The organism is Paraburkholderia sp. CNPSo 3076 (assembly GCF_026343935.1).
Taxonomy (GTDB): domain Bacteria; phylum Pseudomonadota; class Gammaproteobacteria; order Burkholderiales; family Burkholderiaceae; genus Paraburkholderia; species Paraburkholderia nodosa.
In genome coordinates this window covers 21437-37090 of the sequence record NZ_JAPMAL010000008.1, presented here as the reverse complement: position 1 = coordinate 37090, position 15654 = coordinate 21437, and the positions used below count along the sequence as shown (strand labels likewise).

Here is a 15654-nt window from a genome sequence, read left to right as displayed (position 1 = left end):
CCGCGAGCGTCCCACACAATGGAGCGGAAGTGGTGAGAACGCTTGACGATGAAGCTCGCGCCGAACTGCTGTGCTTTCTCGTGGTCGGCCAACTCTTTGTGTTCGCCCGCGAGGGCGTATGGCTGCACACCAATCACCTGATCGTATCGGCACAGATCTGGCTGGCCTCGAACGGCGCGGAATGTGACTGGCTTGAGCGAGCCCTGTTGGTGGCGGTGTCCCGCGCGGTTGCTACGGAGGAGAGTGGCGCACACTTCCCGGAAGACGATGCCGATCTGCACCGGTTCTTCAACCTGCGCGCCGGCTGATTTCTCGAGTACCGCTCACCGATCGTGCAGCGCGTCCATACACGTTGCGTCACATACCTAAAGGCGTCCTGAATATTTTGCGGGCTGAAGCGGAATTAATTTCGGATTCCAGAATCACGATCGAACGATTCGTCGATTCCGTGATCTATTCGCGCTTTCGCGGCGCTCCTTGTATCGTTGTTCCGCAACTCGCTACTGTCATTCGGGTCTCAGAGACGCTGCAGACTGCCTTTTTTGGGGCGAAACAGCCACACAACTCGCGCCGCTAGCTGCTCGCCGATGCAAGCTCCCGTTTCTTGCGCTGCAGGAACCGGCGCACGGCCGGATCGCGCTCGAGGCCAATCGCAAGATCGTACGCGTCAAGCGCTTCGGTCGTAGCGCCGGCACGCGCGAGCAGATTGGCGCGTGCGGCCCAGTATGGCTGGTAGTCAGTCAGCCGCGGATCGTCAGCATACGGCGCGAGCGCGTCGAGCGCCGCCTGTGGGCCGTCGCGTTCCGCCAGTGCGAGTGCGCGGTTCACCGCGATCACGGGCGAAGCTGCAATGGCGAGCAGCCCATCGTAGAGTTGCACGATCTCGTCCCAGTTCGGGCAATGCGATCGGCAGCGATGCACATGCGCCGACTGCAGCGCGGCCTCGAGTTGAAAGCGACCGATTGAATTTAACGCGTTCGCGCGCCGCAGCAGTGCGTTGGCTGCGTCGATCATCGGTGCGTTCCATGTTGCCGGGTCCTGAGCCGACAGCGGCACGTAATCGCCAGCCGCATCGCGTCGGGCATCTCGCCGCGCCTGCGCAAACAGCATCAGCGCAAGCAGACCCAGCGTCTCCGGTTCCTCGGGCAGCAGTTCGACGAGCAATTGTGCAAGGTACAGCGCCTCGTCGGTTAGATCGCGCCGTTGGGTATCACCGCCGACCGGGTCCGTCCAACCTTCCGCATACGCTGCATAGACAGCTTCAAGCACTGAGTCGAGCCGGCCGGGCAGTTCCTCACGCTCGGGCACGCTGAACGGAATGCCCGCTTCGCGGATCTTGGTCTTCGCGCGCACGAGGCGCTTGCTCATGGCGGCGGGAGACATCAGAAACGCGGATGCAATCGTCTTCGCTTCCAGGCCCAGCACTACCTGCAGCATCAGCGGCGTGCGAATCGCGGCCTCGAGTGCAGGGTGAGTGCACGCGAAGAGCAGCGCGAGCCGCCGGTCGGGCAACGCGCCGGGTTCACACTCGTCGATCTCTTCCGCGAGGATCGCGAGCTGGTTCACCACTGCGTCGCCGACATGGCGATGGCGTGCGCTATCTATCGCCCGGCGCCGCGCAACGGTCATCAGCCAGGCTTCGGGGCTCGCGGGGCAGCCGTGCTCCGGCCAGTCCGTGAGCGCCGCTGCAAACGCGTCGGCGAGTGCGTCCTCGGCCGCGGCGACGTCGCGCGTGCGCATCGCCAACAGCGCGACGAGCTTGCCATAACTGCGGCGCGCGACTGCCTCGGCAATGGAATGTGCGGCGGCGTCAGCGTGACGGCCGCCGCCGGACTGGCTCATGCAGCAGATGGCGCATCGTACGGAGCGGTCCAGACCGGGCGCACTTCCATGATGCCGTGCGCCGCGCCTGGACACCGCGACGCCCACGCCATTGCCGCGTCCAGGTTGGGTACGTCGATCAGGTAGTAGCCCGCGAGCTGCTCCTTCGAATCGGAGTACGGTCCGTCGAGCACCTGCGGCTTGCCGTCGACCAGCCGCACGGTCGTGGCCGTATTCGTGTGCTGCAGCCGGTTGGCACCCACCAGCGCTCCCGCTTTCTGGAGCGATTCGGTGTATGCGTGATAAGCGGCGACGCCTTGCTGTCGCTCGCTGTCGGTCATCTGATTCCAGCCGTTTTCTTCCGAATAGATCATCAAGAGGTATTCCATTTGAGCCTCCGTCTTAGGGTTGAGGCGGATGAATTACATCGTGCCGCCATCATAATGACGCTCGCACGTCATGCTGACGGACAAGGCGCATCAAAAAAATCGCGGAGGGCAGATGTCGAGCGGCAGCAGCAAAGGGTCGACAACTCAACGCAACTAACGGCCTGTCAGATTCGCATGCACGCAGCGCCATTCGGCGACACGTGCTCTGGCAACGGGCGAAGGTGCGGCGCACGCGCATGAACGGAGTTTCCCAAACGTATCTGCAGGAACATCCTCCCGGAGAACGCCTGGTGATCTCTCGATGCGTCATGCCGTGACCAGATCGAGCGATTGGCGGGAATGTCACACGACGTGCCGCTGCGCGAAACGAAGCGCAGAGAGCGAATCTCTGCGCAGTTTATATGCAGTATCAACTGAGAATGGGCGGCAATTCCCGTCGTGGCGAGTTCGGCAGCACCTTCGGTTGCATCGGCTTCGTCTCGACCACTAGGCGATGATGCGGCACCGGATGAGCGGCGGCAGTTGCGAGCGAACGTCGCGAGCCGTCACTGTGCGGCGGTATCTTTGCCGCCAGGCGCGCGCCAGCGACCGGCTTATGCCGGGTGTCGTCCTTACTGTTGCCGGCTGAAGTGCGATGCGGCGGCGCGTCCGTTGTCGTTCGCGCGACAGTACTCGGCGCATGCCAAACGTTTGCGCGACGGCCATAGCTAAACGCGTGATGCGATCCACCCTCCGGCGCGTGCGCGGCAGCAACCGGCTCGTGCCGAACGTTGCGGACAATCTTTCCGGTCACGACGTGACCTGTATGGTTCCCGGAGTCTTTCGGCCAAAGCCCGAGCATCGCTGCCCCCGCCTTGAGCGCTCCGTCGTCATCCTGGTCTTTATGATCGCCCGACGGCGGTGCAGGGCGGGCTGCCGCGGCGCGCGGTCCGGCGCCCGCAGGCTGGCAAACACACGCGTTGCCCGCAGCCGCGCCGACCGCGATCTGACCTGTTGCCTCGGTCCGTTTCGCGACGGCGCCGTGACACACATCCGGCGGCGTCGATTGTTCGCGATACTCGACGGAGGCCGCGGCCGCCGTCGTCACACTCATTGCCGCAACTGCCATTACCACTGCCATTGTCGCTCGCACGACATGTCCCCTTGTTTGATTTTTGCGCCACCCGGGCGGCGATTATACCTATTAGGCATCAGAGACCGACAAGCGCTTTTGAAGCAAAAAAAGGGCGCAATCCCTGTCGACTTGCCTGAACGGGAGTGAGTTGTTGGTGGGGGGCGCGTACAGTTCGATCACGGTTACGCCCCTTAGCCGCTAGTCTTGGGGAGCCCGATGACGGATATGCGTTTCCGCTTTTCAACCGCGAAGGCAGCACTGGTTAGAAGACATGGTGGACTCCTGTATGAGACGGTGATGTAAAGGCTCCAGTCCACCCGGGTAGCGGAAGGGCGACCAGAGAGGGGATCCCGGCCGACGATGATCTTCGCGCCGGCGATGTGCAGCTCGACGAGCGCGCAGGTGAGGCGCAGCGTCAGTACGCCCGGTGGGAACCACGGACTTCAGGTAAGCGTCGAGAGCTGCATCTGCCTCAAGTTGAACGCGCCGCTGCATTCAATGCCTCATAGATCTTATATGGTCATCCTGAATGTTGTGCTGGGGGGGTGATGTTAAGCGCGCCATGACGTTCAACGCTGTACGGTTCCCACGTAAGTTCCAAAAAACACCGCAAAGGTTGGATCGGTGTCGAACTTTTTGGGTGCAGCTCATATGGATTGGCGTTTTGTGCTTGAGATACAACCGACATCAGAACCAGTTCATGGTGCAGTCTTTTGCGGCACTAGCGCGAACGGCCTGATGCTCGAACTCGATAAACGTCCAGAGTGGCTCGACTGTCGCATCGGCGAACGCGGGGGTCGTACTTCAGAGCAGCGGCGATATCGTCACTGTCGGATCGCTCAATGGAAAACAGTCTTGTTGGCCGTTCGAGTCGCAAACATTCGATCTGTAGTGTCAAGATTCGCGTGGCGAACAACTCGGCGTCTCGTGCATGTCGGGGGGGCGGTGATCCGCCCGCCTGCAGCGTAGTCAGGCATCGGACGCCCAGAAGGTCGAGAGTAGGGGCGGTGTGAAAGCTGGCGAGCTACGCGCCCCGTTGCTATTCCGCCAGCCGTGGTAGGCCTAAGGGCGATTATTGGGGAGAACAGGTCATTCCGTACCGTTGCCCAACGACGGGTTATCGGTGCGGATTCAACCGGTGGATGCAACAGGTTGGAGGTTGCGCCAGCAGTGAGTGGTGTTGCATCCACCGGTTGAATCCACAAAGCACAGAAGTCAGTCGCTCTCGCGGGGGCACCAGCCGCTACCCTCGCGTTTGCCGACGATCACGGCATGGTTCAGGGGCGGCGGCTCACTGTTGGCCCGCCTGTCTGGAGCCATAATCATGTCGTCGTGGTGGCTGCAACAGATATCAAGATTCGCGCGGCTATAAACTTGCTGCAGCGCCTCTCTCATCACGAGGTAGTCCTGCAAAACCCAGTCGCAATAGAGCGCAGCGGCAAGGCTTGACCTGCCGGGATGCTTTAAAACATCTGCAGCAAGCGTTGCCGCTCGTATGCCCGATTCGATCGCAAACCGAAGGCCATCCCCTGACGCTGGGTCCAGATACCCCGCCGCGTCGCCGCAGACGAAATAACCGGGGCCAGCTGCCTGATCAAGATGGCGCCAGCGGCTGCATTGCTGCCAGACGGTGCCAATCGCGGAAATGCCCCGACCCAATGCAATGGGCTTGCACCGTCGTGCGGACAAGGAAGTCCAGATGATCTGGGTTGATGTCGGCCGTAGCCAGAGCCAGCCATCCTGCGTGATCTGCCAAACGGCATCGTTTTGCGGCAAGCATCCGCTTGCGAAGCCGCGACGTAGCCAGATGGGTGCCGAATCGACGGACTCAGCGAGCGCGAGCCCGCGACGCAGGCAACCGGTGATTCCGGTTGCGTCGATGACGATGCGGGCTTTCTGTTCGGCAGTTCCGAATCCCACACCGATGATGCGTCCGTTTTCGACGCAAGGCAGCATCGGATCGACGCGCGCGCGCATAGGTTACTCCGGCCTTCTTCACGGCAATGTGCAAGCCGTCGTCTAGCCGGCTCCGTATAGCCGCGCGACCGCGGTTGAATCCGGAATTTGCGTCGAGCCATGTATCGGTCTGCGTGATCAGGGAGGGCGCAAGCAGCTTGAGCAAACCCAACGCGTTGCTCGGTACACACTCCGGTTCGGCAAGCGACACACCGCGGCCCAACAGCATGACGTCGCACCCTCCATCGGCGGCAACAATTGCCGCAGCACATCCGGCAGGTCCGTCGCCAATTACCAGAACGTCATCCGGACTCATTTGTCCAATACAGAGCGAGCGCCTTGGCACCCGGCGCGCATCGTAGAACGTTGCCGACAAGTTGCGTTTCGGTCGCGTCGCAACGGACGGCCCCCCCATAGCGAATGCGCAAGCGACCGGGCACGTGCTGGCCCGGCTTCGCGCCATCTTCCGGGAGTTACTGCGAACACTCATGGATTTTTCCAGGTGGCAGAGCCGGCCGAAGGGTGATGGAACAACGGCCAGAGGCATGGCAATGCGCGAAGCGTTTGGCAGCGTGGTAGCGCAGGTTGCGGAGGTGGAGCGGCGTGGCGACACCTTTCGGGTTACGCGAGTTCACTGCGTGATCGATTAGTATTTTTCTGAATTTCCACTCGTCAATATGTCGACCTGTCCTGAGATCTGCACAAAAGTGCTTCAGTGTGGTACTGAACCACAAGGCGTTGGCGAAGCGGGTACGCCGCCCATTGCGCCTGCCGTAGCGAATGCGCTTTTCGCACTCACAGGGAACCGGGTTCGGCACCTTCCACTTCTTGATCCGCCAGCGCCTTCCGGAGCTGATACGTGGTGTCAGTCCGTATCAACGGAAAAACCGTTGTCATGCATTCTGCCCCCGAAACTCCCCTGCTCTGGGCACTCCGATGCGAAATCGAACCAAAACTGACGGGAACAAATTCGGCTGCGGTATTGGCGTTTGCGGTGCCTGCACGGTCTTGATCGATAACGTAGCTTTTCAGTCGTGCCAGATACCCATATGCGCCATCGACAAGGCGGAAGTCGTCACGATTGAAGGACTGGAGAGTCCGGAAGCTCGCGCGCTAAAGAAGGCATGGATCGAATGCGATGTCGTGCAGTGCGGCTATTGTCAAAGCGCGCAACTAGTTGCCGCAACGGCGTTGCATTATTGTCATCGTCATCCGACCGACTGCGAAATCAACGATGCCATGCAGGGCATCGCATGCCGCTGCGGCGCGTTTCCCCAGATTCGCAGGGCAATCCACCAGGCGGCCGAGTCGCTGCGGCCGTAAGTGGACGCGTAAGAAGGCGCCGCAGATGAGTCTCGCTGAATCACCGGCGCTCAAGCAGCCTGCGAAGTTGGCACATTACGGTTCATTGCCTATGTAACTTAAGCGCTCGCGATCAGCAGCGCCGCATTACGCTCAGCCAACGCGGCGATCGTACGCGACGGATTCGGCCCTAACGCGCGCGGAATGACCGCGCCGTCCATCACGTACAGACATTCGTAGCCGAACACTTTACCGCTGGCATTCACTACGCCATCCGCTTTCGTGGGGCCCATGTTGCAGCCGCCTAGCGGATGTGGGGTGATCAGCTAGCCATGAAAGGTATTGAATGCTGACTGTGGCACATTTTCCCGTATTCGCAAGGCAATCCACGAAGTACCTGGTCGCTGCGGCTGCAATTGGCCGGGCGAACAGGTTGTCCGGGTGTCTCAACAACGAATATGCTTTGCGCATTGGCGTAAATGTTGGGGTTTTACGGATAGTTGGAGGGTGCAGCGCAAGAGATGCGCGCAGAGGCTTCTTGGCCGCATTGTCGAGTCAGTCTGCATCGTTGACGCATCCTCTCCGTGGCTTTTGTGAGAATTGATTAATGAGGAGGATTCCGAACCAGTGGAACATAATTGACATTCGATAGGCGTCGCCTATATTCTCCTCACGATCGGACAACGTATGTAGATGACGCCAGTACACGAGCGGGCCAGACTGCCCGCCATCGGGCTGCGGTATTGGGCGTTTCGAGAGTGCGGCCGGAGGGTGCCGGCCGCGCGCGCCACGGCACCTCGCTTTGCGGGAGCAACACTGAAGCCATCGCGCCTCGGGTTTCGCACCTTCAGGGGGGCGCGTCCATGCGTTCACTATGCAGTTCACGAAGCGAACGACCTGTGTTGGCGAAGCAGCACCGTGTTTTGCGGCCCGCGCTAGTGGGTGCGCTAATGGTCGCTTCTTGCCTTTTGGCATGGAGAGCGGCGAATGCCGCTGGAGCGTCTGCATTGGCTCCGGCGGCGTGCGCAGCGTCGAGCTGCCCGCCAGCGGCGTCAAAGCCGGCGGCGTGCAATCACGTTGCATCGGCGGCTAACGCAACGTGTGAGGCTGATGCGACCGAGCTGGAGAATGCGATCAAACGCTATCCGGCTGCGTCGATCGCGCCAACGCTCGATAGGGATGCCCCGCCGGAGGGCGAGGTCGAGAAGGGCGCTCCACCCGACGAAGCCAGGGCCACGAAAACGGCAGGTGGCGTACGCCTGTTTCCGCGTAACGAGCAGTGCTTCCCGACGGAGACGCGCAACATTTTCAGCGAGGTTGACAAGGTCGTCGTTGGCGACGACCCCAAGCCGCGACCAATGGACTGGTTCGACGGGCAGACCGTTCCGAAGGGCGCTCGCTCAGCCATCATGGGGCAGAACACCTGGATGCTGTGGGGCGAGGGCAATGAAGCGTTTTGGGGCTGGGTCCAGGAGAACGGGTACGGCATCGCGGACTTTCTTGTCCTGCTGAATTCGAAGAACAGGACACATCGTTTCAGGGACGGCGGGCTGATCAATCAGCCTGGCATGGTGGAGCGCGACACGCCGATGACCGGGCTGGGTCTCTATATCGATGGACCCGACGGCGACAAGATCAAAATGCACGCGCCGGAGAATGACGTCGGCGCGGACGGAAAACCTGTCGAGCGTGTGACCATGCCCAAGGACGCGGCGCACGATCACCAGACATTCTTCGAGGTCGGCGACCCCGCGCTGTATGACCAGGCAATCGCTCAACTCGGCGACGATGGCGTCGACCCGCTCGTCTACGGCTATCCTTCCGGCGTCGTGGGGCTGCGGCTATTTCCGAATCCGGACTTCTTCGGCAAGTCGCCAGCCGCGGAGAAAGCACGCGAGCATTGGAAGGAGCAGGTCGTCAGCGATAATGGCGCGAGATACTACTCGACCGATCCCAAGGACGCCGACTTTCACGCGGACCCTTTGCTTGTACGGCCATTTCGCGTGAGCATGGCGTGCTCGTTCTGCCATGTCGGTCCGCATCCGCTCGTGTCGCCGCAAAGTACGGAGTATCCCGAGTGGGGGGAGATGTCGAGCATGATTGGTAACCAGTACTGGCTACCCTCGAACGCCTTCACAAACCTGAAGACGCCGGATAGCTTCCTCTGGCAGTTCGTCGCGAGCCAGCAGCCGGGGACCATCGACACGTCACTCGTGGCCACGGACCACATCAACAATCCGAACACGATCAACGCGATTTTTGAAGTGAACGCGCGCCTTGAGCGCGCCGCCATCAACCCACCCGAGGAGCAAGGCAGGAGCAACCTCATGCTGCGGGGTATCGAGGATGCCCCCGTTTTCACGCTCGACCCGCGCCACACGCCACGCGTGTTGCTCGATGGCGCCGACAGCATCGGCATCGAAGGCGCGCTATTGCGGGTGTATCTCAACATTGGCGCTTATTCGGAGCAATGGCGCATGGTGCAGAACACGATCGTCGGATTCAAGCCGCAGCGGCCGTTCGATATCGCGACCATCAAGGCCAAGTCGGTCTACTGGAATACGACTGAAGCCTTTCGCGTGCAAGAGCTGGAGGCCCTCTTTACTTACGTCACGCAATCTGGCGCCACGATAGCCCAGCCGATGAAGCTGGCCTCGACCGAGGAGGCGCTCGCGCGGATCAATGCCAACAAGGAAGATAGCGGCAAAGGCCGCGAGGTGTTCATCCGCAATTGCGCGATCTGCCATTCGAGCAGGCAGCCGCCAGATCTGCAAATCACATTTTCACGCGAATGGCGCACCGCAAACGCGGGCAACCAGGGCGGAATTACGCTGCCCATGGACTTTGCCGACTGGGAAGCGTTCAAGCTGAGCAAGCCGTGGCTCGCCTATGTGGACCGGCTTCAGAAGTACATCGTGGCACAGCCGGACGGAGGGCAGGACTTCTTCGAGAAAAATAACTATCTCTCGACGGATGTGCGTGTGCCAATCACCCTCGTCGGCAGCAATTCGCAGCGCGCAGTGGGCACCAACGGCATGCGCGGCCAGGTCTGGGACAACTTCTCTTCGGAAACGTACAAGTCCCTGCCTGCGGTGGGACTCGTTCACTTCTTCAATCCGTTCAGCAAGACGAGCGCCGTCGACAAGTGGGGGAACAACGACGAATATGCGCCGCCTGGCGGCGGCCCGGGCTACTACCGGCCGGCCTCGCTCGTGAGCGTCTGGGCGACCGCACCATTGCTACATAACAATGCACTAGGCATCTATAACCGCAAGCCGTCGGTGGAGGGCCGGCTCGAGGCGTACGACGACGCCATCGACAAGCTGCTCAACAATGGCAAGCGTGCTGTCATTGGCACGCTCGCGCATGGCGCGGCGCAGCGCGTGAACTTCTATCCCGCGCAAAAGGAGGAGTTCTGTCGCGACAACCCTGCTGACCAGAGCCTGGAATGCAGCGCGCTGCGCGGGGACTTTCGCCGGTCGTTCGCGGCGGCAGGCGTAGCCGATCAACCGGGTTTCCGGGACGTCGGCTTTATCTACAGGACGACGAAGGATTCATATATCGACTTTGCGCCGAGGTTCATCAAGCCGCTCATCACCGGCATAGTGGGCGAACACATGACACCTTTCCTGTTCATCTATGTGTGGCTGGTGCTAGCACTGATTGCCGTCGTGATGATTTTCGTGGGGCAACCGCGCCTCGCAGGCGGTTTGCTCACTTTGCTCGTGGCGGTGCTCGCGACGCTGCTGCACGTTTCGGGCGTGGCCGCGATCTACCCATGGCTATGGGTCATTCCTCTCGTCGTGTTGGGGCTTGCGGCCGCGTTCTTCCGCTTTCCCAATGCGCGGCGTTGGGCGCGTGCGTTCTTCGCAGTTAGCGCCGTGGTTTTCGTCGTTATGGGTGGCGTGGGGAAGGCCTTCCTCGATGGCCGCCTGATTGGCATTAACGTCGGTCCCATTCCGCGCGGCACGCCGGTGAATCTCCTCATGAACATCAACCCCGACGCACCCACGTTCGATCTCCTCAGTGCGGTGGCCGGGCTCACGCGCGGGGTGCTGCGGGTGCGTCGCGACGACCCGAAGGATGGCAGCTTCAGGGCGCTCGACGAATTCCAGCAGGAGGCCGGCCCGGCGCTGCTCAAAGCGAGCAAGTGTCCCGACTTCGTGCTGGACCGGGGTCACTGGTTCGGCGAGTCGCTTACCGACGACGAAAAGCGGCAATTGAAGGCTTTCCTCGAAACGCTCTGACTTGTCAGTTTTGTCCACGGGAGCTGCGATGGACCCCGATGACCCGCTGTGGCAAGCCAGGAATCCGCAAACCACGCCCTTCGATTACGTGATCGTGGGATCGGGCGCGGGCGGCGGCCCGCTCGCCGCACGGCTTGCGCTCAACGGGCGCCGCGTTCTGCTGATCGAGGCAGGCAACGACCCCGCCGTCGCGCAGCCCGATGCGCGGGCTCAGCCGATGACGCGGGGCGCTCCCGATCTCGCGCAACAGCAGATGCGCCAGGTGTACGCGGTGCCCGCCTTCCATGCCAGCGCGACTGAAGACCCGGACATGAGTTGGGAATTCTCGGTGCGCCACTACACGAGTACGGCCCGACAGCAAGCCGATCCGAAATATGACGGCGCGAAGGACCCTAGCGCGGCAACGGATGGGCAAGGGCAGGGCGGCATCTTCTATCCGCGCGCGGCGGCCATTGGCGGTTGCACGTCGCACCACGCAATGATCATCATTCGCCCGAATGATGCCGATTGGGATCGCATTGCCGAATACACCGGCGACGATTCGTGGCGTTCGCAGAACATGCAGGGCTACTTCGCCAAGATCGAGAACTGTCTTTACTACTCGGTCTACCGGACCTTCGCTGGCAAAACACTGGGGCTCCTTTTCAGGTTTCTGGAATGGACCGCACGCAAGCTCGATCCGCGCGGCCAGATCGATCCCGGCGGCCACGGTTCCGCGGGCTGGCAAAAAACGAGTTTCATCGACCCGTTCGTGATCGCCGCCATCGTTCGAGGCGACCGCACCTTTGTCGGCGTGCTCAAGGACGTGCTGTTCGCCTCGCTGGCGAATCGCAACGCGGCCTCGATGTTCGGCCGCGCGCTCGCCCGGTTTCAGATTCTGCAGTTCCTCGACCCCAATGTCCGCTCGCCGGACATCCAGAGCCGCGCCCACGTTTCGCTGATCTCGATCGGCACCGACGGCAAGCGCCGTTGCGGTCTGCGCGACCATCTGCTCAACGTCATGGCCGAATTCCCCGACCGGCTCGTGATCCTGAACCCCGCGCATGCTACGCGGATCGTGTTCGAGAGGAGCGAGAGCGGCGTGCCGCGCGCGATTGGCGTGGAAGTCCGCATCGGTCCTTACCTCTATGCGGCCAGCCCAAAGTACGCCGGCAAGGACGGGACGCCCGTTACGCAACAAGTGTTCGCCCGGCGCGAAGTGATTGTATGCGGTGGCGCATTCAACACGCCGCAACTGCTCATGCTGAGCGGTATTGGCGACTCGGAGAATTTGAAGGGCAAAGTTGACGGACCGCGCGACCGCGACGGAGCGCTTGTCGGGCCAGTCGTGCATCTCCCGGGCGTCGGCCGCAATCTTCAGGACCGCTATGAAGTCAGCGTAATCAGCGAGGCGAGCGAGCCGTTTTCCACACTTGACGGCGTGACCTTCGACCCGGGCGACGCCAAAGACCCCATGCTGCTCCAGTGGCTCGCCGACCAGACTGGCCTTTACTCGACCAACGGCGGCGCGCTCGCGATGATGATGTCGTCCGCGAACGGCGCCTGTTTGCGCAGCGACCCGGATCTGTTCATCTTCGGGCTGCCGGTCGCGTTTCGGGGCTACTACTGGGACTATTCGCAGCAGTTGCTGTGCCGGAGCATGACGTCGAGCGAAAGGACGCGTAATTTATGGAGCTGGGTCATTCTCAAGGCCTATACGAACAACAACAACGGCACGGTTCGCTTGCTCAGTGGCGATCCGTTCCAGATGCCGGAAATCAACTTTCACTCGTTCGACGACACGAGTGAGGGCGCGCAAGACTGCACGAGCGACGTGGATTCCCTGTGCGACGCGATCAAGCGCATCCGCGAGATCAATGGCCACGTTAGCGCGTTCAGCTGCGAGGTCCAGCCGGGCGTCGATAAACCCGATTGCTCGCCAACGCTGCGTCAGTGGATCAAGGACGAAGCGTGGGGGCATCATGCATGCGGCACCTGCCGGATTGGCTACGATCCGTGGTGCAAGAATCCACGCGACCTCCAGGACCGGTATGCCGTGGTGGACAGCAAGTTCCGCGTGCATGGGGTGGAGGGTCTGCGCATCGTCGACACATCGGTCTTTCCGACCATTCCGGGCTACTTCATCGTGACTCCTACCTTCATGATCAGTGAGAAGGCCGCCGACGTGCTGCTGGCCGACTCGGAGAACTACCCACGCGAGCTCGAGAGTGTCGAAGCGAAGGCGGTGCGCGAGCGCCGGGACTCTGCGCGGCCTGCATGGGAGGAGGCGGCCAATGCGGATCGCGCGCGATTGCCAGGGGACACGGTCGGCCTCGCGTTGTCGGGCGGCGGCGTGCGCAGCGCCACCTTCTGTCTAGGCGTTCTTCAGGCGCTCGCGAGCCGGCGACGCCTGCGCGATATCGACTTCATGTCCTCGGTCTCGGGGGGCGGCTATATAGCGTCATTTCTCGGCAAGCTGTTTACGGAGATGCCGGACCAGGATCGCCAGATACCCGCGGACCGCGTCGAACGCACGCTCACGAATCTGGGCTCGTCGACAATCCAGTGGCTGCGTTACAACGCGCAATATCTCGTGGGCGGCGGCCGTCACGACGTGTTGTTCGACATCGTAGTCATCCTGCGCAACCTCGCGGCGGTGCATGTATGGATCGGTGCGCTGTTGTTTGGCGTGCTGGGCACGCTGCACTGGTTCGCGCTCGACTGTTCGAAGGTCAGCGTCGTTTCGCTTGTGTGCGAGAGCGCGCCGCCGCAATGGTACGGTGTTACGCTGTCGGCCTGGTGGCGGCTGCCGCTGTGGTTCGTCGTGATCGGCATGTTGCCGCCTTCCATCGGCTACTGGCTTACCATGAGGCGGCGCCCGAAATGGGACTGGCGCTTGTGGTTGCCCTTCGCAGTGTGGCTCGTGATGATCGGGTGCGCGATCTATGGACTAACGCTACCCGACATCGGAGGCTGGAGCGCCCTCGCGCTCGGTGTGCTTCTGCTCGCGTGGTTCGAGCAGCAGGCGGCCGGATTGTTCGTCGCCAAACCCGTGTCATCCGGCGCGAGTGCGCCGCCGCTTGATCCCGGCACGGCGCAGCCCGAGGGCGGAACCATCGTGATACGCAACCGGCTGACCCGGCTGCTCGGCGTGGCGCTGTTCGGTTTCGTCGTGACCGCCCTATTTGTGGTGGTCGATACGCTCGCGCAATTCCTTCCGGCATGCAAGTTTCGTGCGATGACCTGGTCCCTTGCTGGTGTCGCGCCGGTTTTGGTGCTGCTACGGGGGATCGCGGCGAGCGTGTTGAAGCGTCAGGCGAAAACGGCCACGACGCCAGCGCCAGAAGCGGGAAAGACTCTCGGGAGCGGCCTCGTGAAAGAGGTGCTGCTTGCGCTCTTCGCCTTTGCGCTGGCATTCGTGCTGTTCCTGTTCCTCGATGTGCTCGTCTATCTGGTCTTCGGCCTCGATCCGACGACTGCGCGCTACTGCGTGATTGCCGCGTTGCTCATTTCGGCGGTGAAGGGCCGCGTGCTGCTCTTTCTCAACTTGTCCTCCCTGCAGCAGAGCTACGCGCAGAAGCTGGTGCGGACCTATCTGGGCGCGTCCAACGATGCCCGCGTGAATCCGCCAGGCACCAGCAAGCCTGTTCCGGTGGGAGTGAGCGATCTGGGCGACGACGTCATGTTCGACGATTACCATCCCGAAAGACATGGTGGCCCGCTGCATTTGGTCTGCTCGTGCCTGAATAACACGGTCGACCCGCTCTCCGGGAATCAATTGCGCGACGACAAGGGCATGCCGATGTGTGTCGGGCCCGCCGGCATCAGCGCGGGCAGGCGCTTTCACGCCCTCTGGGGCGCGCGCGACGCGACGACTTCCGTGCGCTTCGCGCCTGTCACCGCGGTGCGAGTGGAGCCCGATCCCAACGCGTTTCACGCCTTCGTAAAATCCAGCGGCGCGCAGGTCGATGTCGAGCGGCTCAGCCTTGGCCAGTGGATGGCGATTTCGGGCGCCGCCGCATCGACCGGTCTTGGCCGCAACACGAAGCTCGCGGAATCGCTGCTGCTCGGCCTGCTGAATGTCCGGATCGGTTACTGGTGGAACAGCGGCATTCCAGCAGGCGGGCGGCCGGGACAATATCGGCGCGGGGGCTGGCGCGTGATCAAGTCACTACCCTCGATCATCTTCACACTGCAGGCCAAGCTGCTTGACGAATGGCGTGCATATTTCGAGGGGCCTTCCGCGAAGCTGTGGTATCTGAGCGATGGCGGACACTTCGACAATACGGGCATCTACGAGCTGATCCGCCGCAGACTGCCCTTCATCGTCGCTGTCGACGCGGCCGCGGACCCGGATTACCGCTGTGAATCGCTCGCACTGCTGACGAGGCAGGTGCGCTACGACTTCTGCGCGACGATCACCTGGATCGATCCGGCCGCCGTGCGTGCGAAACTTCCGAGACGCCGATTCGGCTGGAGCGCCTTTGACCGCGCGCCACATGAGCCGAAACTGCCAGACTGGATAAAGCCATTGCTCGATCCAGAAGCGATTGGTACGTTCTCGGAACTGCAGCGCGATGGCTCGCGCGGCGCCGCGCTTGCCTGTATCACCTACTCCAACCAGCCCGACCGGCCGAGCTGGATGCTGTACGTCAAGCCGAGCGTGGGCATCGGCACGCCCACCGACGTAAGCACATACGCGGAAAACTACCGCGATTTTCCCCAGCAGACCACGGCGGACCAGTTCTTCAGCGACAGTCAGTGGGAAGCCTATCGCGAGCTGGGTTACAGCACGGGGATGAGTGTCTTCACCGCCCACCCCTGAAATCGACACGAACGCCAGGAG

Annotated in this window: 8 protein-coding genes and 2 pseudogenes; 4 read left to right on the top strand and 6 right to left on the bottom strand. The window is 61.9% G+C overall.

The genetic code is table 11. The features are described 5' to 3' along the window. Positions 1-32: 32 nt before the first annotated feature. Positions 33-308 carry a hypothetical protein gene (locus M3A49_RS10975; RefSeq protein WP_266228703.1) on the top strand — a complete coding sequence of 92 codons (276 nt, stop codon included), beginning with the start codon at positions 33-35 and terminating at the stop codon, positions 306-308. Positions 309-573: 265 nt separating this feature from the next. Here M3A49_RS10975 and M3A49_RS10970 read toward each other — a convergent pair whose 3' ends face one another. The 5 genes and pseudogenes from M3A49_RS10970 to M3A49_RS42670 form a co-directional block, all read right to left on the bottom strand. Next, positions 574-1842, bottom strand: coding sequence for an RNA polymerase sigma factor (locus M3A49_RS10970; RefSeq protein WP_266228702.1), 1269 nt, complete (start codon positions 1840-1842; stop codon positions 574-576). Next, positions 1839-2210 carry a YciI family protein gene (locus tag M3A49_RS10965; protein ID WP_028207700.1) on the bottom strand — a complete coding sequence of 124 codons (372 nt, stop codon included), beginning with the start codon at positions 2208-2210 and terminating at the stop codon, positions 1839-1841. Before M3A49_RS10965 ends, M3A49_RS10970 begins: the two co-directional genes overlap by 4 nt. Positions 2211-2619: 409 nt before the next feature. After that, a complete protein-coding gene (locus M3A49_RS10960; protein WP_266228701.1) occupies positions 2620-3303 on the bottom strand; it encodes a hypothetical protein in 684 nt (227 codons plus the stop codon). A gap of 1236 nt (positions 3304-4539) precedes the next feature. Continuing rightward, positions 4540-5301 carry an NAD(P)/FAD-dependent oxidoreductase gene (locus M3A49_RS10955; protein WP_266228700.1) on the bottom strand — a complete coding sequence of 254 codons (762 nt, stop codon included), beginning with the start codon at positions 5299-5301 and terminating at the stop codon, positions 4540-4542. Between the two features lie 157 nt (positions 5302-5458). Further along, a pseudogene (locus tag M3A49_RS42670) lies at positions 5459-5596 on the bottom strand (FAD-dependent oxidoreductase); the annotation flags it as partial. 543 nt (positions 5597-6139) lie between these two features. On the opposite strand from M3A49_RS42670, the pseudogene M3A49_RS10950 reads away from it, so the two are divergent. Continuing rightward, positions 6140-6603 (top strand): annotated as a pseudogene (locus M3A49_RS10950) ((2Fe-2S)-binding protein). A gap of 98 nt (positions 6604-6701) precedes the next feature. On the opposite strand, the gene M3A49_RS10945 reads toward M3A49_RS10950, so the two are convergent. Further along, positions 6702-6905: a GMC family oxidoreductase gene (locus M3A49_RS10945; protein WP_416338946.1), complete on the bottom strand. Its 204-nt coding sequence runs from the start codon at positions 6903-6905 to the stop codon at positions 6702-6704. 1035 nt (positions 6906-7940) lie between these two features. Here M3A49_RS10945 and M3A49_RS10940 point away from each other — a divergent pair. Both M3A49_RS10940 and M3A49_RS10935 read left to right on the top strand, forming a co-directional pair. Further along, positions 7941-10829: a hypothetical protein gene (locus tag M3A49_RS10940; RefSeq protein WP_266228699.1), complete on the top strand. Its 2889-nt coding sequence runs from the start codon at positions 7941-7943 to the stop codon at positions 10827-10829. A gap of 28 nt (positions 10830-10857) precedes the next feature. After that, positions 10858-15633: a GMC oxidoreductase gene (locus M3A49_RS10935; RefSeq protein ID WP_266228698.1), complete on the top strand. Its 4776-nt coding sequence runs from the start codon at positions 10858-10860 to the stop codon at positions 15631-15633. Positions 15634-15654: the final 21 nt, after the last annotated feature.

What these genes read in the sequence shown, in the direction of transcription:
- M3A49_RS10955 (WP_266228700.1), bottom strand. Translation starts at nt 5,301, where the DNA reads ATGCGCGCGCGCGTCGATCCGATGCTGCCTTGCGTCGAAAACGGACGC.
- M3A49_RS10940 (WP_266228699.1), top strand. Translation starts at nt 7,941, where the DNA reads ATGGACTGGTTCGACGGGCAGACCGTTCCGAAGGGCGCTCGCTCAGCC.
- M3A49_RS10960 (WP_266228701.1), bottom strand. Translation starts at nt 3,303, where the DNA reads ATGAGTGTGACGACGGCGGCCGCGGCCTCCGTCGAGTATCGCGAACAA.
- M3A49_RS10935 (WP_266228698.1), top strand. Translation starts at nt 10,858, where the DNA reads ATGGACCCCGATGACCCGCTGTGGCAAGCCAGGAATCCGCAAACCACG.
- M3A49_RS10970 (WP_266228702.1), bottom strand. Translation starts at nt 1,842, where the DNA reads ATGAGCCAGTCCGGCGGCGGCCGTCACGCTGACGCCGCCGCACATTCC.
- M3A49_RS10965 (WP_028207700.1), bottom strand. Translation starts at nt 2,210, where the DNA reads ATGGAATACCTCTTGATGATCTATTCGGAAGAAAACGGCTGGAATCAG.